The organism is Planococcus donghaensis MPA1U2, from assembly GCF_000189395.1.
GTDB lineage: Bacteria > Bacillota > Bacilli > Bacillales_A > Planococcaceae > Planococcus > Planococcus donghaensis_B.
Window position 1 is genome coordinate 1 of the sequence record NZ_AEPB01000028.1, and the last position, 21,901, is coordinate 21,901.

Here is a 21,901-nt window from a genome sequence, read left to right on the forward strand (position 1 = left end):
ACAAACAAGCCGCAATTGGTAATTGCGGCTTGTTTGTTTCTTAATATTATACTGTCAATAATTTTGAAAAGGATTTTTCCACTCCATTAACAATGCATACCCTCTAGACTCTTCATCGTCTAAATAATTTGCTACCACGCACACTGGCGTTCTGCCACAGCGAAGTAAAAAAGAGATGACAGGATCTTTAATTTCTCCGGATACTACTTGCTCTACGTATTGCGCTGCAGTCAACTGATCTGAAAACCTATGAAATCCTGGCATTCTTCCACCTCCAAGCAATCGAGCTAATCGATCTTGTATAACTCGCTCATACATTGCTTGCATTAATAACTGACCTAGTTTTAACGAGCGATATTTAGGGCGAATGCAGATGTCCACAATGTACAAAGTTTTTCCCTTTGGATTGTGATTCCGAATGTAGCCATTATCTGTCGCCTCTTCCCATGTGTTCATCGGGGAAGCTGGATCAAAGTCTGTTAGCAATGCTGTGATTGACCCAGCCATTTCTCCTTCAACTTCAATACATATCGCACCTTCTGGATAATACTCTGTGTGATTTGTTAGCTGTTCTGAATTCCACCAAAGCTCCGAGGGAAATGGTGGAGGAAAACTTTCTTTTTGAATTGCCATCAATGCAGGGAAGTCTGATTTCGTATATTGACGGATTTCTACTGATACCGGTTTGTCAAAACTAAAAACATATTGTTTCTTCTTATACATAAATCTCCCCCCTTTTCTTCTATCATACGTGATTGTAGAACATGAAAAAAGCTGCCTACAGAAGTAAGCAGCTTTTCCGAATTATTAAAGTGGTGGCAAAACATTTGGACCACCTAGTACAACAGCAGACAGTAATCCTGTGTACATGATAGACAACAACATTAATTTTTTCTTCATCAATTCAACTCACCGCCATTCTCATTACAGAAAGATTGATAGAAATACGCTTTTTCCCAATGTTGCTGCTTGCTATAATGTTCGGCAAGCTCTGCTGCAACATTTCTTGTTTCTTTTATATAACCATTCTTTCTGAAAAATTGGAACATTATATCTTCACAATAGGCCATAAGGTCTGGTTGGGAAAAATTCCTTTTCTCAAAATAACTGGCATAAATACGGAAAAATTTATCTTCTGGTTTTGTACTTATCGCTTTTAACTCTTCAATGTGTTGAGAAGGATCTTGGCCAGTTTCCATCATCGATTCCAACAAGCTCGTTAAAACAGCTTTGTAAAAATATGTGTCGCGTTCTACAACTTCTTTTAACGACTGAAGAATTACTAATGCTTCACTATGTGCATGTTTCATCCTTAATAATTCAGTGTAATTGTAAAGTGTTTGGTTGTGTAACGCCGTTTGATTGGTTAAATGGGTGTTTCGAATCAACACTTCATACAAACTCTCTGCCTGAACCAGCAAATTTCTGCGAGTGTAATTGATGGCTAAAAGCATTTGCGCGTGGAGCAACCGGATGTAATTATGATGAAGTTGGAAAGATTGAACTGCCAACTCAGCAAAATGTGCCGAAAGTTCATAACGATCTGCAAGCACCAACATTCGAGCCTTTTGATAATAAAACTCTCCTTCAAACTTCTGTGGAATACTTTGAATGCCTATATCCATTTTGTTTAGAAATTCAAAAGATTTTATGTTGTCACCCACCATCGCAAAGTATAGCGATTGAAAAAATTGATGAACCCAGTGTTCAGGCGCTAAAAAAGAAGCCTTCATTCGCTCTAACAACTTTTTTTGTTGCTCCGCTTTGGTCAAATTATGATCGTAAATATAAAACCGGAATTTATAAAGCTCGTATTGATTGACCAAATCGGTTGATTGAATATAATCATTCTCGTTCTCCAACTGCTTATACATTTTTCTCATCGTTTCTAAATCATAATAAAGGGAACAGTCGACAAATTTCCCAATCGTTCGCTCGAGCTGTTTATGTTTTTCCACCTCTTTGTTCAATTGAACGCCCATTTTTAATAACAAAGCTTTGATGGTAGATTCATGGGGGCTGTAAGCATTCGATTCGGTTTTGCTTAAATGTGAAATTGAACAAATGCCTTCCGCCAATTGTGACTGTGTCAGCCCGTTTTTTGTCCGGTAATACTTGATGATTGAACCGACATTCATATTTTCACCCTTTTTAACAGAATACATAAAATATATCATAAAAAAACAACCCTGACATTTCTGACAGGGTTGTCGCACTTACTGGCCGTAATGCTTATTATTATTGAACGCGTGCGAAACCAAAACCTGATGCATAATCATCACCATAGCCTGCACCATAGCCTGAAAGAATATCATATGATTTAGCTCGATTTTGCAAATCCGCTCTCACTTGTACATTTGTTGCACTTGGATTTGTTGCCCAAACTTTAGCTGCAAGTCCAGCTGCATGTGGTGAAGCCATTGATGTTCCACTTAGCGTTGCATAGCCACCTGTATACCACGAGGAATAAACTGCTGCACCCGGTGCTGAAATTTCAACATCATATTTGCCAATCGAATAATCCCCATCGTAAAAACTATAGCCACGGGAAGAAAAATCAGCGACGCGGTGTGTACCATTTTGGATAACGTTTTCAAGTGCCGCTACTGCTACTGCATTTTTTAAAGCACCTGGGAAACCAATAGTGCCTTGGAAAGGACCTGTGTTACCTGCTGCTGCGATTACTAATACGCCTTTGTTATATGCGTAGTCAACAGCGCTTGTGATTAAGCTACTTTCTGTAGGAGAACCCAATGACATATTAAGAACGACTTTAGTATTTAACGCGCTTGCTTGATCTGCAACGTGGCGGATGGCAGTCGCAATATCATCAGAAGAACCTGATCCATCATCTCCTAATACTTTATAAGCCCATAGATCAGCTTGTGGAGCTACTCCGTACAAGCCTCCGTTACCATTTGCTAATGCTGAACCTGCAACGTGTGTACCATGACCATGACGATCTGTACAGGTACCATTTTCAATACTACTAGTAAGTGTAAAGTCTTTACATTGTTCTACATTGTTCGCTAAATCCTCATGATTTACATTTGCTCCTGTATCAAGGACCGCAACATTAATGCCGGCTCCTCCAGAAGTTTGTGTAAGATTTGAATTATTGTAGATAGCTTTGATTCCCCATGGCGTTGATTGAGAAGCAGCCATTGTCGAGTATTGAGCTAACGGTTCAGCTGAAGTTTCATCAATGCTATATTCCGGAACTTTTTCGACCGTTATGTTTTTGTTTTTTTGAAGTGCTTCAAATTGCTTTTCGTTCATATTGGTGGTGAATCCTTCTTCTTCAAAATCCCAATGAACACCGTATTGGTTTTTAGCATTTTTCAATTCTTTTTGATTTGCTGAGTCTACCAATACACGAAACTTGTCATTGCCATTCGCTTTTTCAACGGAATCCCCGTTTGCGCTGACGCCCATTGCCGGTATTAGCATAGTAGCTGTCAACATTGCTGTCGTAATGAATTTTGCCGATTTCTTCATCGTTCAATCCCCTTTTCCAATATGGTTTATGGCAACTCGCTCTAGCTGCGGCGTCCCGCGCTTTCGCATTTGTCCAATATGAGAACGCTGCCACACATCTAAAGTTAGCAGAAGTTCCCGGTTTTCGTAATTGGGAAATTTTCTTGTGGATTGAAGACGAGTATCGAGTTCGAAACTATAGACCTAAGCATTTACACCCACTAATCTACCCAAGACATACTAAGTGCCGAAACGCAAAAAAGATCCGTCAAATTTCGACGGAACTATTTTGAGGGTTTTTCAGTCGTTCTCCTTCTTTCGAATAATTTTTTCTCGAAGTTTGAATCAGTTGTAGTTCTACTTCTTGCTCTTCAGTTACAACTTCAAATTTTTCATGAGACAAAGATTTCATTAAAGACACACTTATAAATAGCATAATGACCGTAAATGGTAAGGCTGCTATTAAGGCGACTGATTGAAGTCCTTGCAATCCACTGCTAACAATTAGTACTCCCGTAATGACTGCGATTAGAACAGCCCATATGCCTTTTACTACATTCGATGGATTTTCATTGCCATCAGAAGTCATGATTCCTAGTACGTAAACTGTGGAGTCGGCAGAGGTAACTAAGAAAATCATAATTAGCACTAGCATTAATGCAGATAACAACCCATAGAGTGGGAATTGCTCTAAGAAAACAAAAATGGCGGTAGCAACGTTTTCGGAAACCGCTGTAGAAAGAGCGGTATTTTGGAATAAATCCATGTAGATTCCTGTTCCTCCAAAAATAGACATCCATACAAAAGCGATTAGAGGAGGAACAATCATAACGCCTGACACAAATTGACGAATAGTTCTTCCTTTTGAGATGCGTGCAACAAACGATCCGACAAATGGAGACCATGTAATTACCCACGCCCAATAAAACACTGTCCAATCTTTTACCCACGTTTCTCCCGAATATGGCGACATTTGAAAGCTCATTCCAACAAAGTTTGTTAAGTAATCACCAATTCCAAGGACAAACGTTTCGAGGATGAAAACTGTAGGTCCATTAAACAAAAAGAACAACATAAATCCAACAACTAATACCATATTGAGATTACTTAATATTTTAATCCCTTTATTGACACCAGTAATAGCAGATAAAGTAAATAGTACGAACATAAGACCAATAATACCAATCTGCATACCGCCCGTGTTAGGCAAAGAAAACACATGACTAAGTCCAGCATTTATTTGCAATACACCCATTCCTAAAGATGTCGCAACGCCCGTCACTGTTGCTACTACTGCTAAAATATTGATCGATCTTTTTAAAGTCTTGTTCATTTTTTTCTTAGAAACTCCATCAAGTGTCTCACTGATTAGCAATTTGCTTTTTTTACGGAATTGAAAATACGCAAGAGCCAAACCAACAAGCGTGAAAACTGACCATTGATGCAATCCCCAATTAAAGAAAGAGTAATTCATGGCAACTCGAGCAGCTTCGGCAGACTGAGGTTCGATATTACCTGTAGGAGGATTCGCAAAGTGAGTCATCGGTTCTGCGACACCCCAGAAAACAATTCCTGCTCCAAATCCAGCAGCGAATAACATGCTGATCCATGCAAAAAACGAAAATTCTGGTTTCTCGTTTTCTTGGCCAAGCTTTATTTTTCCGTATTTACTAAAAGCAAGAAATAAACAAAATGCTACAAAAAAAGCGACTGAAATCATATAAAACCAACCAAACGAATTGCCAATATAGTTTGCGACAGCAGCTGCATTTTTCGTCATACTTTGCGGAGACAAGAGTCCCCACAAAGCAAATAATGTGACAATGGTAGCTGATATTTTAAAGACGGGATTGTTAAAAGAAGCACGTTCTAAGTTTTTCTTTGTCATAAAATTTCCCCCTTCACCCTTGTCTATAACTCTTTATTGGCCAGGCAGTTTAAAACAAACCACTTTTGTCTCTGTCATTTCTTGTATTGAAAACTTGATCCCTTCACGTCCTAATCCAGAGTTTTTGACTCCCCCAAATGGCATGGCATCAATACGATAATCGCTGCTGTCATTAACCATCACTCCACCGACATCCAGTTTAGCAATCGCTTTATATGCCATATCGATATTTTTTGTAAAAATTCCAGCCTGCAATCCATAGTTGACGCTATTCGACAACACAATTGCTTCATCAAGATTAGCCACTGAATAAAGTAAAACAACGGGACCAAAAATTTCTTCTTCGGCCAGTTTACAATTTGATGGAACATCCGTGAGTACAGTCGGCAAGTAATAAGCTCCGTTACGTTTTCCTCCGGTTAAAATGACTGCCCCTTTCCCTACTGCTTCGTCGACTAACTTTTCCACACGAATCGCTTCTTTTTCAGAGATTAGAGGGCCCATATCGGTAAGCTCGGATTGTTTATCGCCGACAATATACCCATTTGTCCGCTCGACAAATTGACTTTGGAAAGATTGGAAAATACTTTTTTCAATATAAATTCGCTGAACGCCTAAGCAATTTTGTCCTGCCGCCCAGAAAGCTCCTGAAACACAAGATTCCACGGCATCTTCGATATCCGCATCTTCTAGTACGATGACCGGGGAATTTGAACCCAGTTCCATACTGATTTTCTTTAATCCAGCTTTGCTTACTATTTGTTCACCCGCTTCAAGACCACCTGTGAAAGTAACCATTCGAACGGCTGGATGTGTGACGAGTGCATCTCCGATTTCCCTGCCATGACCTGTAATAACGGACAAGACTTTTGCTGGCAATCCAGCAAACGAAAAAGCTTCTGCCAAGAGCAATGCACTAAGTGGCGTAACCGTCGCTGGTTTGACGACAATTGCATTTCCCGAAGCAATTGCTGGGCCGATTTTATGTGCGACTAAATTGAGTGGATCATTGAACGGCGTAATTGCTGCGATAACACCAATTGGAAAACGGTAGAAATAACCGATTCGACTTTCACTTCCTGGTGATTGGTCGAAAGGAATGGTTTCTCCGTTGATTCGTCTTGCTTCTTCTGCACTAATACGCAATGTTTGAATCGCACGCCCTACTTCTTTAGTTGCTTCACGAATTGTTTTGCTGCTTTCCATTGCGATGGTTTGAGCAAATTTTTTATGGTGCTCTTCTATATAATCTGCAGCACCATTAATTACTTTTATCCGTTGATGAACGGGCATTGCGGCTGCAATTTCTGCTCCATGTTTTGCTTGTTCTAAACAATTCAGCATATCTTCAACCGAAGCTGCAGGAACCAAATCGATGATGGCATTATTTTGCGGATTACGCACTTCAACCGTTTGCTCACTGCTTACCCATTCCCCTGCAATAAACATTTTTTGACCTTTAAGATGAGTAGTCATCGGTTTACCGCCTCCTCTCGTTATAGCTTTATTGTTTGCTTTTGACGAGCAATCGTTATTAAATCAATCAATAACGAAAAGCCTGTTTCTACTTTTCCAGCTCCTGCTCCACTTAAGGTTACCGACCCCAGTAAATCTGTTTCATAAGTGATAGCATTTGTCGCACCACTAATCGCTGCTAACGGATCGTCTAAATCTACTTTTTCTAAAGCAATCGAAGCAACGACTCCTGTTTGTTCTTTTCGTGCTGTGGCGATAAGCTTCCAGCGTTTACTTTCTTTTTTCGCTTCTTCAATATCTTGAGCTGTAATACTCGAAATTCCTGTGCATGAAACTTCTTCCACGGTCAATGGGGCCTTCATTACATAATTCGAAAGAATAACGATTTTGTAGCGTGCATCATAACCTTCTACATCACTTGTAGGATCTGCTTCTGCATAGCCTAAAGCTTGAGCTTCTGCTAACGCTTCTTCATATGTAACTCTTTCGTTCTCCATTTTCGTCAAAATATAATTTGTCGTTCCATTCAAAATCCCACGTATTTCGGTAATGTCATTTCCAGCAAGTGTTGCGATGGGCATACGAAGTGCCGGTGTACCGCTCATCACTGTGCCTTCAAATCCCCATGACACCCCATGCTGCTCAGCAATTTCTGAGAGCTCTTTATACGCTAAAGCGACAGGTCCTTTGTTTGTCATCACTACGTTTTTGCCATGTTCAAATGCAGATTTACAATGATTAATTGCTGGTTGACCTGTTTTCACATCCGTATAAGATACTTCGATAATCGTATCTGCATTGGACTCGCAAATGGTTGTTATACTATCCCAGCCTTTGATCAACCCTGTGGTTTTAGGATAATCTTCTAGGTTGCCCGTTTCTTTCAAGGTTTTTAAAACCAACTCAATATCAAGACCCTCTGGCTGGTAAATAGAGCCTTTCATAAAGTCAGAAATCGCTACAATTTGTGCTTCAAAATTTTCATCGCGTTTTAATGCTTCTTTTTTATGGTGCAGAATCTCAGCTAATCCTTGTCCCACTACCCCAAATCCGATAAATGCTAATTTATGAACCATCATTTCACACCTCATTTTTTTGTGTTACTTGCTTTTTCGGAACGCTTTCTGAAGAAATCGCTCCATCTAAAAGGTTAAGTGCTGTTTGAGCTAAAATGGCAGCACCTATCGGTAGACACTTTTCATCGATATCAAAAATTGGTGTATGAAGATCTCGTTGCACCCCATCTGCAATAGCACATCCTAAAAAGAACATCGAACCAGGCAGTATTTGCGTAACGTATCCAAAATCTTCTCCCCCCATACCAAATGGTTTTTTCGTGATGCCGAGGTTAGGATAGATTTCGTCTATTGCTTTAAGAAATATGGCATTAACGCTTGGATGATTCACTAATGCCGGCTCTCCTCTTTGAATATCTAAGGCATACTCGCCATCTAAACGATTCACAACTGAAAATGCTTTTTGTATTTCGTTTGATAACAAGTCACGAATTTCAGCAGAATAACTACGAATTGTTCCTTCAATTTTCACTTCAGTTGGAATAATGTTACTGGCTGTCCCCGCATGAATTTGACCGATGCTAATTACGGCCGCTTCCAATGCAGGAACTTTTCTAGAAACAATTCCGTGCAATGCTTGCAATACTGGCCCTAACATCCAAGTCGGATCGGTTCCAAGTTCCGGATACGCGCCATGTCCGCCAGTTCCGTATATTTCTGCTTGGAAAACATCAACATTTGCCATGCTATACCCATCGTTAATTTGCACTTCTCCAACTGGTAACCACGGGCACATATGTAGCGCAACCGCCGCATCTACGCCCTCATATACTCCGGCCTGCACAAGATAAGGAGACCCAGACATTCCTTCTGTATCTATGCTTTCTTCTGCTGGTTGAAAAATAAATTTCACAGTCCCTTGAATATCTGTTTCTTCAAATTGCTCAGCTAAAATTTTTGCCACTCCCAATAAAATTGCTGCATGTGCATCATGACCACAAGCGTGCATAACGCCTGGATTTTGCGAGCGATAGTCACACTCGTTTAATTCGTCTATTGGCAGTGCATCAATATCTGCTCGAATGGCAATCGTCGGACCTTCACCTGAAGTTAATGTTCCAACGACACTTGTTTCTAGTCCTATACCAACCTCAACGTTCATCCCATCTATTTTCTGTAAATGGTCTACGATATACCGACTAGTCTCAAACTCTTGAAAACTAAGTTCGGGAAACTGATGAAATCTACGTCGCCATTCGATTAGTTGGTCTGTTAGCGCGTTGGCTCGTTCGACAATTAGGGGATGTCCCACCATTCTTTTTGCACCTCGGATCGTATAATTAAATTTTCACAGCACTTTCAACATGTTTGAACGCTTGTTCGAAGTCGGCAATGATGTCTTCAATATTTTCGATTCCGCAAGAAACTCGGATTAAGCCTTCAGGAATGCCCATTGCTGCACGTTCTTCAGGTGTACATTCCACGTGACTTGTTGTCCGCGCAGGACCAACCGTAGTTTCAACGGCCCCAAGGTTCGCTGCACGATGTGCATATTGCAATTTCGGAAGAAGATCTCGTACCGTATCCACACCGCCTTTTACTGCAAAGCTGAGCATGCCGCCAAAATCTTTCATTTGTTTTTTCGCAATGTCGTGGTTTGGATGCGTTTCAAGTCCTGGGTAAAATACATCTTCGACCAATTCTTTTGTTTGTAAGTATTTTGCAAGTGCCATTGCGTTTTTGCATTGCTCACGCACACGAATATGAAGTGTCTTCATCCCGCGTAAAGTCAAGTAAGCTGCCATTGGATCCATTGTTGCTCCATTAATTTCGCGGTAATGGTAAACTTGCTCAACAAGTTCATGAGAACCGACCAAGACGCCTCCTAGCGCATCCGCATGTCCTCCAAGAAACTTGGTTGCGCTATGAATGACCAAATCGACGCCCAACTCCAGAGGATTTTGGTTAATTGGTGTGCCAAATGTATTGTCAATAATAACAATTGCACCAACTTCATGTCCTGCTTTTGCCATTCGCTCAATATCCGTAATTTTGACTGTCGGATTTGTTGGTGTTTCTAAGTAAAGAATTTTGCAACCTTTTGCCACTTCTGCTTCAATCGACTCGTGGTTACCAGTTTCCGCTAAAGCCACTTCAATATTTTGTCGCGGAAGAAATTCAGTGAAAATTTTATTGGTCCCACCGTACGTGTCTTTTACTGAGACAATGCGATCACCCGGCAGTAAAAATGTTGCTAGTGTGTTGCTAATTGCAGCCATCCCTGTAGAAAAACTTGTTGCGGCTTCTCCACCTTCTAGTATTTTCACTTTATCTTCAAATGCCTGTACGGTTGGATTCGTATTGCGTCCATAAATGTGACCTTTTTTCTTTCCAATTGCTACGTCATACCATTCATCCATGTCGTCATACGTATAAGCTACGCTCAATACAACAGGTACTTGAGTTGCTCCGTGTACCAAATATTCTTTTTCTCCTGCCCATACTGCTTTTGTTCCCATCTGAATATCTTTTTGTGTCATACGACCACTCCTCTTAGTTTTTTTGTAGTTGGTGTTGGCTATTAATTTCCACACCTTTTGAACGCTTGATTAGTTCTTGATAAGCAAACAATGCTATTGCTGTGTCTTGTGCTCCCGTACCCGTTAAATCACAAACTGTAATTTGGTCGTCACGATCTCGACCCTTTTTTTCTTTAGAAGTTAATTGCCCCAGCTCTATTACCTTAGAAGAATCTGTTAATATTCCACTGGCTAGAGCATGATGCAGTTCACCGAGACGCATGCACTGTGCTGTCGTATCACAAATAACTTTATCTGCAGAAGCTAAAACTTCTGCTTCTAGTTCTTGCTTATGCTCAGCATCTGAACCCATCGCCGTAATATGCAAACCGGAATGTAACCATTCTGCTTTTACGAATGGTTCAGTTGCTGGTGTCGTTGTCACAACCAACTGACTCTTTTTGACCACTTCTTCAACACTGTCTGCAACTTGAACTGTTAGGTTAAGTGCTGAGCCCATTTCTTCTGCAAATCGACTAGCAGATTTGGATGACCTTGAATAGACCAGTACTTTTTTAAAATCTCGGACCAACGTTAAAGCAGTCAACTGAAACCGTGCTTGGCTTCCAGATCCAATAATGCCGACTGTCTCGACTTTTTTGGGAGAAGAATAGTTGGCTGCAATGGCACCTGCTGCTGCAGTTCGAACTTCGGTTAAGTACCCATTATCTAGAAATAGAGCTTGCGGGATGCCCGTTTTTGTATCCATCAACATCATAAATCCACTGCCACTTGGTAAGCCTTGTTTTGGATTATCAAAATAACCAGATGAAACTTTAATGGCAAACATTTCTTTTTCTTTTATATAAGCCGTTTTTACATCTACTTCACCGTTAAAGTCATGAATATCGAGACGCATAATAGGTGGCATTACCACTTTTTGTTGTACCAGTTTCGTAAAGCAATCTTCGATGACAGACAGCGTATCGTGATTCAGAATGATTTGCTGTCTCAACTCTTGCTCTGTAAAAATAATCAATTTTGCATCACCCCCGACTTCCTATCTAATTAATGCTTCGTTTTTGACGTAAAGCCCTCTAGGTAAATTGGCGAAGGTTTCGCAACCATTTTCAGTTATGCGGAAAGATTCACTTACTTCAAAACCAGATTTGTCATACCACATACCAGGAATCATATGGAAAGTCATATTTGGCTGTAAAATGGTTTTGTCACCTTTACGAATACTCGCTGTATGTTCGCCCCAATCGGGCGGATAGTTTAAGCCCATTGAGTATCCAATTCGTGATTCCTTCGTGTAGCCGTATTTAGCAATTGACTTGGTCCAAGTTTCGCAAACTTCTTCCAACGCAATTCCAGGCTTGATCATAGCAAGACATTCCTCAATTCCTTCTACCGTTACTTGCGCAAGTTTTTTCAATTCCTCGCTTGGATTTCCAATGTGAATTGTTCGTGCTAACGGCGAATGATACCGCTTATAACACCCAGCCAACTCTAAAATGACTGATTCATTATTTTTATAACGAGCATCGGTCCAAGTTAGATGAGGAGTTGAGGTCTTTTCTCCTGACGGCATCAATGGCATAATAGCCGGATAATCTCCACCAAATTCCTCTGTTCCTGTTACTTGCGCATAGAGAATTTTGGCCGCGACATCGCATTCACGCACTCCTTCATTAATCATTTCGATTCCAGCATTCATCGCCAACTCAGCGAGTACAGCTGCTTTTTTCATGTATTCGATTTCTTGATCAGACTTTACGATACGCACCCAATTCACTAATAAAGTCGCATCTTGAAAAGTTGCATTTGGCAAACCTATTTTCAATTGTTCGAAGCATTTGGCAGTGAAATAGTAATTTTCCATTTCGACTCCCATACGACGTTTGTCTTGTCCGATTTGCTTTAAAATATCAGCTACAAAATCCATTGGGTGCTTTGTCTCTGATTGAACATACGTATCGGGATATGAAATGATGTTGTCGTGATATAGCCACGTTGTAATTTTTGCGGCATTCGCATCCATTGTGCGTCCTACCCAGATTGGCTGATCTTCGTCGTCAATGACGATTAGCATTTGATGGACATAAAATGACCAGCCATCGTAACCGGAGAGATAGTTCATATTTGCCGGATCTGTAATTAGTAACACTTCTATTCCTTTCGTTGCCATTCGTTCTTTTGTCTTCCGAATTCTTGTTTGATACTCTGCAGTTCCAACTGACATAGGAACCATCCCCTCCTTAGTAAGATTGTTTATTTTTAAATTTTCGGAATATTATATCCGTAAATTTAGTATAGCGATTTCTCTGTTTAACTATCATCTGCCATAATGTATGAAAATTAATCTAGATTGTAGTCAAGATTTCTAATTATTCCGTCTTTAATAACACATAAAAAACCATCATCCGCGCTTTCTACCGAAAGTGCGGATGATGGTTTACTTATTTGTATTTTCTACAACACCAATTTCCCATGTTTTAATGCTTAAATCTAACAAAAATAAATCATCAGGATCAATCAAAGAGTGACCTGTTAATGATTCAATTTTTCTTAGACGGTAAAGCAAAGATTGACGATGTAAATTTAACGCTCTTGCTGCTTGGCTGACATTTCCGTGGCTCTGGTTATAGCATTTTAATGTACCAATCAAATCCATATTTCGTTGTTTATCGTATTTGACAAGAGGTTCGATTGTCGTCATAATCACTTTTTTCATTTCTTCATTTTGAGCTAACGTTAACAATACACGATCTATACGCGTATCGCTGTAGAAAGTACGTTGCCCTTTGCCCTTTTTTCGCCGTCCAATATCTACAGCAAGATTAGCCTGATGATAACTTTCCGCTAACCCTTGAAAACCTTTATTAAAATCCCCGATCCCCCAAGAAATAGAGACTTCCGGCAATAGGTTTTTTAATCGACGTTCGATTAAATCTAAAAAATTAACGACATTTTCATATTCTGTTTCAGCTGGCTTTTCTAGATAAATCAACAATTGATGTCCTTGATAAGTCATCATTACTTCCCTCTTTAACGACTGAGCAGCAAAGTAGATTTCTTCTTCAATATACCGAATCATACTTTCTGTCCATTGCGTATAAGAAACATTTTCTTGTCTCCGCTTTTCAAATAGGTCCTTGAAATTTTCAGGAAATCCAACCAGACATATATAGGGTAAGTCTAAGTCATAGCCTAATAGTTTGGCTCTTGAAAATGCTTGGTCCGCAGAAACAAATTCTCCTGTAGCTACTTCTTGAACAAAATCACTTCTCAAATTTAGTTTTGTTTCTTCAATAGCATTTTTTCGCGAAAGCCACAACGAGATGGTTGTAGCCGCATGTTCAAGAACCGCTACACGAAAAGGTGTTAAATAAGAAACAATATGCAAGTCATTTGGAAGTACAACAAAAATATATCCTTGAGGGTCTTCTGAAATTTGCAAAACCGGAATCTGCAAAATGATGTGATCATCCAAGTTTGCCATGCTAAACTTCCGTAACATCGGATCATTATTAAGCAAATTCACTTTTTGGCAAATCGGAAAAGTTTCTTGAATCACAGCGTTTTTCCATCTCTCGATAAATTCTTGAGTATGGCCGCTTTCAGTTTGTATAAACCCATTTCGGTCAGTGATTAACAGCTGGTAACCAAGTTGTCGTTGAATGTATTTTGAGATACGATTTAAATCCGTATCACCAAGAATCATTTTTAACAATTCTTGCTGTACTTTCTCTGACTTCTCACGATCTTTGTGTTGTTTATCATTAATATTTTTCATTACTTCTTCTATAATGGCCGAAAATCTCACTTCCCATGGCAGTTCGATCATAACGAATTTGTGCTGTTCTGCTAATTCAATGACTTCTACCGGAATATCAAACACATGTCGACCAGTGGCAATCATCAATGCCGAAGCATTGGAGTCGATAATATCTTGAACAAAGCCTTTAAACTTCTCGACGTCGTTGTGGCATCCAATGGCTGTCGTCAAAATAACTTCATTTTGACGGACAAAGTTCTCGACTGGCATCTCCATTACAGATATCCACTGAACAGGGCGATCAGCGACAGAATTTTTTGCAGTTAATAGGCGCGCATTTTCTAAAATTTCATAGTTTAAAACACTTTCTACCGATGATTGCATTGTATCCTCCTTTGCGTTTAAACAAATTCCTTCGCCACAAGCAAAACGAAACATTAATGATATGATTAGTTCTGATTATAGCACCACAAAAAATAGAGGGGAACAATTATCTGTATACTCAATTTTCTTTCTGATGAAAAGCCAGCTCATTAAACACCCTGATCTATGCAAAATTAACCCCAACTTTTTTAAGTGTGTAGTTTTCCATTACCTGCAACAAAATGGACACATCCACATTTTGTCCGGTGACAATTACAGCTAACGCTCCGTCTTGGTGAGGAATCGTATCACCCAATACCGCAGCAATTCCAGTCGCTGCTGCTCCTTCCATAATAATGCGTTGCTTATCCACCATATAAGCCATCGCGTATCCAATCTCTTCTTCTGGGATCAATACCGTTTGATCCATGTAACTTTGACTCATTTTAAATGTATAGTGGTTGTCGAGACCTATTCCTCCAAGCAGGCTGTCCGCCAAGGTTTCACTTTCTTCCATTTCAACTGGATTACCTACCTTTATGCTTTCATGCATGACAGCGGATTGCTCCATTGAAACTCCTGTAATTCGTATATCGGAACGATTGGATTTTAAAGCTAAGCCAATTCCTGAAAGCAATCCACCTCCAGATAATGGCACCACTACATCTTTTAAATCCGGTAGATCTTCTAACAGTTCTAAACCAATCGTTCCTTGCCCTGCAATGATGAAAGGATCGTCAAAGGGTTCAATTACGGTATAGCCTTCTTCTTTTGCAAGTTCGTAGCATCTTACTCCTGCAGCATCTTGGCTGTTCCCTACCACTTCTATTTTCGCGCCTAATCTTTTTAATGAATCTACCTTTACTTTTGGTACACGACTTGAAATACATACAACTGCTTGAATCCCTAACTTTTTTGCGACAAATGCGACTGCCAATCCGTGATTCCCAGTGGAATATGTAGTAACACCTCTCGACTTTTCTTCTGTACTTAAACTTAAAATTTTATTGGCTGCTCCCCTTATTTTAAAAGCACCAATGTCGTGCGTATTTTCTAGTTTCAAGTAAACCGGTCGCCCCAGTTTTTCTGCTAATACGAAAGACTCGATTAATGGGGTTTTGTTCACTAAAGAAGCTATTCGTTTTTGTGCTCTTTCTACTTCTTTTATGTCTATTCTACTGTTCAAGTTTAGCGCTCCTTTCTTGGTCATGATTAGTCCCATCTTATCCTTCACTGTCGAAGATATCTATTGCTCAAAATAGTAGGTAATTCACTTTGTTTTTCATACATTTTATCATTCAACAATCATCGACAAAAAACAGTCACAAAACCATTCTTATTGAATGGTTTTGTGACTGTTCAGCGTTAATAAATTTCTTTTTTGAGAAAATATACGCAAGCTTCGTATGGTTGTAAAATACCTTTTGCTCGCTCTTCATAATTACTCAGAAACAGTTCAGCATCATAGGGGCTATTCCACTCACATGTTTTTTCACTTAAGTTCGAAGCAATGAGCATTTTTGTATATTGATCTTCTCGTATATAGGCATACACATAGGGACATCCAGAGTCGGCCAGTTCGGTGGTTCCATAAACCAACACTTTCCAGTTATGTCGCAAGTGAATCATTTTTTTATAAAACGACCATATGGACTTTGGATCCTCTTTTTGAGCCTCGACATTTAGCCATTGATAATTTGGATTTACCCCTAGCCAAGGCGTAGCTTTAGAGAACCCTGCGAAATCTTGGTTATTCCATTGCATTGGCGTACGGGCATGGTCACGACTAATTTTTTTTATCACACGCATCACTTCTTCGTGTGGTACACCTTGTTTACACTTATAGCGATAAATGTTTTTGGTTTCAACATCGTGATACATGTCAATGTCATCAAAAGGCGCATTTGTCATGCCGATTTCCTGACCTTGGTAAATAAAAGGAGTTCCTTGCATAAAGAAGTACATACACCCTAACGCCGTTGCGCTTTCATACCAATATTTTTGATCATTTCCCCAAATAGAAACTGTTCTAGGCCGATCGTGGTTTTCAATATAAAGAGAATTCCAAGCAATGCCGTGTGTTGCTTGCTGCCAACGATTCAATACTTCTTTTAAATCTTCTACATCCAAATCATTGTCTACCCCGTTACTATCTACCGGCTTATGCGCTTCTAAGTGAAAAATCATATTGAATTTCCCATCATGCTCACTGATCCACTTTTCCATATTGTGTGACTTTACACTATTGGCTTCCCCAATTGTAACGACATCGCTATCCTTAAACACTTGGTCTCTTAGCTCCGTCAACATATCTTGTAAACCTTCTACTTCTGTAAATTTTTCCCATGCAGGAACATAAGGTAAGTTTTGCGGATTCGGCATATTACTGTAATCTTTTTTTAAGTGATTAATAGCATCTACTCGGAAACCGTCCACGCCCTTAGCCATCCACCACCTAATCATTTCATAGATGGATTCTCGCATCTCTTTGTTTTCCCAATTTAAATCGACTTGGTTTTTGGTGTAAATATGCAAATAATACTGTTCAGTTTTGGGATCAAATGTCCATGCCGGTCCTCCAAAAATACTTTCCCAATTCGTTTGTTGATCACGCCAAACATACCAGTCCCGTTTTGGATTGTCTTTAGAAGACTTGGATTCCAAAAACCATGGATGTTGATCACTCGTATGATTCAAGACAAGATCAATGATTAGCCTCATTCCTCTTTTATGCAATTCTTCTAAAAGTCGATCAAAATCCGCCATCGTGCCCATTTCTTCCATGATTTCTTGGTAATCACTAACATCATAGCCGTTATCGATATTTGGCGATTTATACATTGGACAAATCCAGACAATCGTAACACCAAGCTCATCCAAATAATCTAGTTTCTCAGTTATGCCGTTTAAATCGCCAATGCCATCATCGTTTGAATCATTAAAACTTCTTGGGTAAATTTGATAAACCACTGCTTCTTTCCACCAGGTTTCTTTCAAATCCATCGCCTTCTTCCTTTTAACGAAATTCACTAGTATCGGACAGGCTTTCTGTTTATTACTGTTCTTATTCCATATTTCTTAGGAAATTCCTGCAAAAAAACCACCCGCAAATAAAATTTGCGGGTGGTTTCTTAACTTTTTATCGAGCTTTATACTCCTCAAACACTTTGGCCGCAAATCCAGCGACGTAATCGCTGCCGTCGTTATCTTCGATCGACTCAATCATCATTGCTAAAATAAAATCTGGATTTTCTGAATCATAGGCAACAAAAAAGCCATTTTCTTGCCCTTCTTCATCTATTTTCCCTTTTAATTCAGCTGTGCCGGTTTTCCCAGCAATTTTAACATTTTTACTGTTCGCTGACTGTGCATAACCATCTACGACAACATTGCGCATTCCTTTGCGGAGAGTTTCTGCATTTTCTGCGCTCAATATGCCTTCTTTCCAAACTTGGCTTTTTTCTTCATCCGCAAACAATAACGGTTTGTACATCGTGCCATCTGTCAAGAAAGGCTCGTACATTGTAGCTAAATGCAAAATATTTGTCAGCATCTGTCCTTGTCCAAAAGAAGTATCGGCCAACTGCCCTTCAGATCCAATCGTGCCTTCATTGGAAATTTGTGAAGATTGCAGTTCTAAAGCAAATGGAATAGCTTCTCCAAAACCAAAATTTTTCAATCCTGAAACAAATGTATCGTTGCCCATTTGGAGTGCTTGTTGCGCAAAATAAATATTGTCTGAATAAACCAAGGCTTTATTCAAATCTATTGGATTTGGTGCTTCTGGATGTAGCCGGCTAACGCGGTAATCTCCCCACGAACTGTCTTTTTGCCATGTCTCTCCATCAATTTGGAGACCTTCTGTTGGATTTAACGTCCCAGCTTCTAATCCAATTGCTGCTGTGACTGGCTTGATCGTTGATCCCGGAGCATAGGCTGCTCCAAAGCGATTAAATAACGGATTGAGTGGGTCTTCGCTTAGTTCGGTAAAGCGATCTTCGCTAATTCCTAACATGTATTCGTTTGGATTATAAGCTGGTGAACTAACTAATAAGAATGTTTCTCCTGTTTTCGGATCGACTGCAGCACTTGTTCCCGCTTCGCCTTCCATCGCGTCATAAGTAGATTTTTGCAGTTCTGCATCAATTGTTAAAACAACTGTTTCGCCATTTTCAGCAGGTGTTTCAGTAATTGTGATTTGTTCTCCATTGTCACCTTGTTTCTGGATAAACAGCTTTATTCCATTCTGACCATGTAGACGTTCTTCTAAGGTTAACTCAAGTCCTCTTCGGCCGATAAAATCGGTCGACTTATACCCTTGATCTTTAAGTTCTTCTAGCTTTTCAGCAGTAATTGGACCAATATAACCGCTTAAATGTCCAAGTGCTTCTTCATAAGGGTACTCGCGCATAGCAGTTTCTTGATAAGTCGCACCTGATATCGCTTTTACTTTCTCCAGTAATTCCTCATCATTTTTAGCGGCTTTAGAAATCGGTACAAACTGATCCTCTTGAACCCAACTTTGATTCATTTTTTCATCAATAAAATCAACCGATACCCCAAGAACATCTGCAAGTTCTTCTTTATTGTCTTTATCGGTGAAGCTTTCAGGTACTACACCAATGCTGTAGCCTGTTCCGTTAATAGCTATTGGCTTCTGGTTTCGATCATAAATTTCACCGCGATCTGCAGTTGTTGTGGATACACGAACTTCATCGCCTTTTTCCAATTGTTCAAATATAAAAGATGGATCCCATTCAACAAACCAGTTTTCCGTATCATCTTGAGATTCAACCAATAAGGTCATGGTTTTTTCAAACGCAACTGGTCCTGCAAGTGTGTCCATTTGTATTTGAACAGAAAAATCAGCTGGTTTTTCAGGATCCCATTCTGTATCTTCTGCTGGCTTTGTATAGCTAACTTCGACATTTTGAATCGCTAAGTCTTCGTAAAACTTTTGTTGACGCTCAACAAAATCTTCTGATGTATAGGCTTCTTTTGTTCCTTTATTTAAATAATCACTATACATTTCCGAAAATTCTCCGTTGTTCCAGTGGTCTATGTATGCTTTAAGCCGATCTTCAGGCGTTGGACTCGGCTGACAACCTGCCAATAAGATCAGAAAAGCCAAAGTTAGAATAATTGTAATTTTTTTAGCCAAAACATAACCTCCCATTGTTTTCTTTATTTTACCAATAAACAGCGACTAGTTGAAAGATTAATCTCTTTATTTCTCAAAACGGTTTTCTATCCAGTCGTGTGATTTTCCTAACATATTTCAAATTTATTGTTGTCGATGGAGTGCTTCTCCTGTAAAACTTACGCAATTACCAGTTTTTATATGGTAAACTGATTACAAAACGACAGGAGGGTAACTATGGTTGAAATTACATTTTCGCAATCAATTGGTTCCGTTTTAACACTTGAAAAAAGAACACAATTAAAACAAATTCACGAAGATCTTTATAGTAAAAAAGGCAAAGGTTCAGATTTTCTCGGCTGGCTGGATTGGCCAAGCACGCTCGATTCAGCATTTATCGAGAAAGTTGAAAAAACAGCAACACAAATCCGTGACAAGGCAGATGTATTGGTTGTTATCGGTATTGGCGGCTCTTATTTAGGTGCTAAAGCTGTATTATCTGCACTTGATCCGTACTTCAAAAAAGAGTCTGGATTAGAAGTGGTTTTCGCAGGTCATCAAGTGAGTGGAGAGTACTTAAAACAATTGCTCGCTCACCTTGATGGAAAACGCGTTATGGTCAACGTTATTTCGAAATCTGGTAAGACAACAGAACCCGCACTCGCTTTCCGTTTCTTAAAAGACTATATGGAAAAACGTTATGGTCAAGAAGCAGCTGAACGAATTATCGTAACAACTGATGCTGAAAAAGGCGCATTGCTGACATTAGCTGAAGAAAATGGCTACGAGCGTTTTGTTGTTCCTGAAGATGTGGGTGGACGTTACTCAGTATTTACAGCAGTTGGATTGGTACCAATTGCAGCCGCTGGTTATTCGATTCGCGATTTACTTGCAGGCGCTACAGATGCTGAAAAACTTTATAACAATACAGATTTTGATGAAAATACCGCTGTTCAATATGCAGCTATTCGCCATCAATTATATGTAGAAGGTTATACAACAGAAGTTATGGCAATTTTCGAACCAAAACTATCATTTGTTCAAGAATGGTGGAAGCAATTGTTTGGCGAAAGTGAAGGAAAAGAAGGCAAAGGGATTTTCCCAGCATCTGTTTCGTTCACAACAGACTTGCATTCAATGGGTCAATATATTCAAGACGGCAAACGCAATTTGTTTGAAACGTTCCTATTGGTACAAGAAGCAAATGAAGATTTAACAGTTTTTGAAGCTGAAAACGATGGCGATGAACTTAATTATTTGGCTGGACTCTCGTTACAAGAATTTAACCATGTTGCTTACAAAGGAACATCAAGCGCTCATTTAGATGGCGGCGTTCCTCAACTAAGCTTAACGATTCCAAAAATCGATGAGTTCCAATTAGGTCATTTACTGTATTTCTACATGCTTTCATGTGCATACAGCGCTTATATGTTAGACATCAATCCATTTGATCAACCCGGCGTTGAAGATTACAAAAACAATGTCTTCAAGTTGTTAAACAAACCTGGATTTTAACTTTATAAAAAAGCTGACCTTGGCAAAAGGTCAGCTTTTTTCTTCTCGCTCTTTGTGTTAACCTAAATAAAATTTAAGTTGACTTAAATATTTTCTCTCCTTATACTTATTTTATAGAGAACAATAGGGGGAAATAGAATGACAACAACAACTACTGTACGCTCGGCAAATCACTCTCGCACATTGAAATTAGTACATATTGCTTTGTTTGCTGCTTTAATGGCAATTGGCGCAAATATCGCTTCGTATTTAATTGTGGGAGGAGTACCCATCACTCTTCAAACGTTTTTTGCTATTTTAGCAGGTCTGCTACTTGGTAGCCGTAAAGGCGCCATTGCCATGATTGTTTATGCATTTATTGGTCTTGCAGGCGTTCCTGTTTTCGCAAAATTCTCAGGTGGGATGGATACATTGCTTAGTCCAACCTTTGGATTTATTGTGTCTTATGTTTTTACCGCTTATTTAGCCGGACTTATTGCTGAAAAATGGTCAACTAAAAAAGGATTTGTTATTGCAGCACTTGTTGGTATGACCGTCAATTACTTGTTCGGTACAAACTGGATGTATGCGGCTTATAAATTGTGGTTTGCAGCACCTGAAGGCTTTACGTACAAAATGGCTTGGGCGTGGATGGCTGTACCCCTTCCCAAAGACTTGATCTTAGCCGTTCTTGCTGGATTGTTTGGTTACCGATTAAAACCAATCATTCAAAAATATCTATAAAAA

General features: G+C 39.5%; 16 protein-coding genes. 2 read left to right on the forward strand and 14 right to left on the reverse strand.

The window, feature by feature from the left end; translation table 11 throughout:
* Positions 1-54 precede the first annotated feature (54 nt).
* From GPDM_RS07905 to GPDM_RS07970, 14 genes are all read right to left on the reverse strand, one after another.
* Positions 55-723 carry a GNAT family N-acetyltransferase gene (locus GPDM_RS07905; protein WP_008430462.1) on the reverse strand — a complete coding sequence of 223 codons (669 nt, stop codon included), beginning with the start codon at positions 721-723 and terminating at the stop codon, positions 55-57.
* A 176-nt stretch (positions 724-899) separates the two neighbouring features.
* A complete protein-coding gene (locus GPDM_RS07910; RefSeq protein ID WP_100069879.1) occupies positions 900-2,138 on the reverse strand; it encodes a helix-turn-helix domain-containing protein in 1,239 nt (412 codons plus the stop codon).
* Between the two features lie 100 nt (positions 2,139-2,238).
* Positions 2,239-3,498, reverse strand: coding sequence for a S8 family peptidase (locus GPDM_RS07915; RefSeq protein ID WP_008430466.1), 1,260 nt, complete (start codon positions 3,496-3,498; stop codon positions 2,239-2,241).
* Between the two features lie 247 nt (positions 3,499-3,745).
* Positions 3,746-5,365 (reverse strand): BCCT family transporter, encoded by a 1,620-nt coding sequence (locus GPDM_RS07920; protein ID WP_008430467.1) that lies wholly within the window; start codon positions 5,363-5,365, stop codon positions 3,746-3,748.
* Positions 5,366-5,398: 33 nt separating this feature from the next.
* Positions 5,399-6,841, reverse strand: a complete 1,443-nt coding sequence (locus GPDM_RS07925; RefSeq protein ID WP_008430469.1) for an aldehyde dehydrogenase family protein — start codon at positions 6,839-6,841, stop codon at positions 5,399-5,401.
* Between the two features lie 20 nt (positions 6,842-6,861).
* Positions 6,862-7,917 (reverse strand): homoserine dehydrogenase, encoded by a 1,056-nt coding sequence (locus GPDM_RS07930; RefSeq protein WP_008430470.1) that lies wholly within the window; start codon positions 7,915-7,917, stop codon positions 6,862-6,864.
* A 4-nt stretch (positions 7,918-7,921) separates the two neighbouring features.
* Positions 7,922-9,172: a M20 metallopeptidase family protein gene (locus GPDM_RS07935; protein ID WP_008430472.1), complete on the reverse strand. Its 1,251-nt coding sequence runs from the start codon at positions 9,170-9,172 to the stop codon at positions 7,922-7,924.
* A 25-nt stretch (positions 9,173-9,197) separates the two neighbouring features.
* Positions 9,198-10,397, reverse strand: coding sequence for a cystathionine gamma-synthase family protein (locus GPDM_RS07940; RefSeq protein WP_008430474.1), 1,200 nt, complete (start codon positions 10,395-10,397; stop codon positions 9,198-9,200).
* 13 nt (positions 10,398-10,410) lie between these two features.
* The gene (locus GPDM_RS07945; protein WP_008430475.1) at positions 10,411-11,415 is read right to left on the reverse strand and encodes a cyclodeaminase; all 1,005 of its coding nucleotides are present in this window, start codon (positions 11,413-11,415) and stop codon (positions 10,411-10,413) included.
* Between the two features lie 21 nt (positions 11,416-11,436).
* Entirely contained in the window at positions 11,437-12,621 is a 1,185-nt protein-coding gene (locus tag GPDM_RS07950; protein WP_008430477.1) for a M24 family metallopeptidase, read from the reverse strand.
* A gap of 213 nt (positions 12,622-12,834) precedes the next feature.
* Positions 12,835-14,541 (reverse strand): PucR family transcriptional regulator, encoded by a 1,707-nt coding sequence (locus tag GPDM_RS07955; protein WP_008430479.1) that lies wholly within the window; start codon positions 14,539-14,541, stop codon positions 12,835-12,837.
* Positions 14,542-14,704: 163 nt separating this feature from the next.
* Positions 14,705-15,730 carry a hydroxyectoine utilization dehydratase EutB gene (eutB, locus tag GPDM_RS07960; protein ID WP_008430481.1) on the reverse strand — a complete coding sequence of 342 codons (1,026 nt, stop codon included), beginning with the start codon at positions 15,728-15,730 and terminating at the stop codon, positions 14,705-14,707.
* Positions 15,731-15,885: 155 nt separating this feature from the next.
* Positions 15,886-17,523 carry an alpha-glucosidase gene (locus GPDM_RS07965; protein WP_008430483.1) on the reverse strand — a complete coding sequence of 546 codons (1,638 nt, stop codon included), beginning with the start codon at positions 17,521-17,523 and terminating at the stop codon, positions 15,886-15,888.
* A gap of 136 nt (positions 17,524-17,659) precedes the next feature.
* Positions 17,660-19,681, reverse strand: coding sequence for a penicillin-binding transpeptidase domain-containing protein (locus GPDM_RS07970; RefSeq protein ID WP_008430484.1), 2,022 nt, complete (start codon positions 19,679-19,681; stop codon positions 17,660-17,662).
* Positions 19,682-19,897: 216 nt separating this feature from the next.
* Between GPDM_RS07970 and GPDM_RS07975 the strand changes: the two genes are divergently transcribed.
* Together GPDM_RS07975 and GPDM_RS07980 are read left to right on the forward strand one after the other, a co-directional pair.
* Entirely contained in the window at positions 19,898-21,175 is a 1,278-nt protein-coding gene (locus GPDM_RS07975) for a glucose-6-phosphate isomerase (protein ID WP_008430485.1), read from the forward strand.
* Positions 21,176-21,313: 138 nt separating this feature from the next.
* Entirely contained in the window at positions 21,314-21,898 is a 585-nt protein-coding gene (locus GPDM_RS07980; RefSeq protein WP_008430486.1) for a biotin transporter BioY, read from the forward strand.
* Positions 21,899-21,901 lie beyond the last annotated feature (3 nt).

Excerpts from the sequence above, each read along its gene's own strand:
- GPDM_RS07905 (WP_008430462.1), bottom strand. The coding sequence starts at position 723 with ATGTATAAGAAGAAACAATATGTTTTTAGTTTTGACAAACCGGTATCA.
- GPDM_RS07910 (WP_100069879.1), bottom strand. The coding sequence starts at position 2,138 with ATGAATGTCGGTTCAATCATCAAGTATTACCGGACAAAAAACGGGCTG.
- GPDM_RS07915 (WP_008430466.1), bottom strand. The coding sequence starts at position 3,498 with ATGAAGAAATCGGCAAAATTCATTACGACAGCAATGTTGACAGCTACT.
- GPDM_RS07920 (WP_008430467.1), bottom strand. The coding sequence starts at position 5,365 with ATGACAAAGAAAAACTTAGAACGTGCTTCTTTTAACAATCCCGTCTTT.
- GPDM_RS07925 (WP_008430469.1), bottom strand. The coding sequence starts at position 6,841 with ATGACTACTCATCTTAAAGGTCAAAAAATGTTTATTGCAGGGGAATGG.
- GPDM_RS07930 (WP_008430470.1), bottom strand. The coding sequence starts at position 7,917 with ATGGTTCATAAATTAGCATTTATCGGATTTGGGGTAGTGGGACAAGGA.
- GPDM_RS07935 (WP_008430472.1), bottom strand. The coding sequence starts at position 9,172 with ATGGTGGGACATCCCCTAATTGTCGAACGAGCCAACGCGCTAACAGAC.
- GPDM_RS07940 (WP_008430474.1), bottom strand. The coding sequence starts at position 10,397 with ATGACACAAAAAGATATTCAGATGGGAACAAAAGCAGTATGGGCAGGA.
- GPDM_RS07950 (WP_008430477.1), bottom strand. The coding sequence starts at position 12,621 with ATGTCAGTTGGAACTGCAGAGTATCAAACAAGAATTCGGAAGACAAAA.
- GPDM_RS07955 (WP_008430479.1), bottom strand. The coding sequence starts at position 14,541 with ATGCAATCATCGGTAGAAAGTGTTTTAAACTATGAAATTTTAGAAAAT.
- eutB (WP_008430481.1), bottom strand. The coding sequence starts at position 15,730 with ATGACCAAGAAAGGAGCGCTAAACTTGAACAGTAGAATAGACATAAAA.
- GPDM_RS07965 (WP_008430483.1), bottom strand. The coding sequence starts at position 17,523 with ATGGATTTGAAAGAAACCTGGTGGAAAGAAGCAGTGGTTTATCAAATT.
- GPDM_RS07975 (WP_008430485.1), top strand. The coding sequence starts at position 19,898 with ATGGTTGAAATTACATTTTCGCAATCAATTGGTTCCGTTTTAACACTT.
- GPDM_RS07980 (WP_008430486.1), top strand. The coding sequence starts at position 21,314 with ATGACAACAACAACTACTGTACGCTCGGCAAATCACTCTCGCACATTG.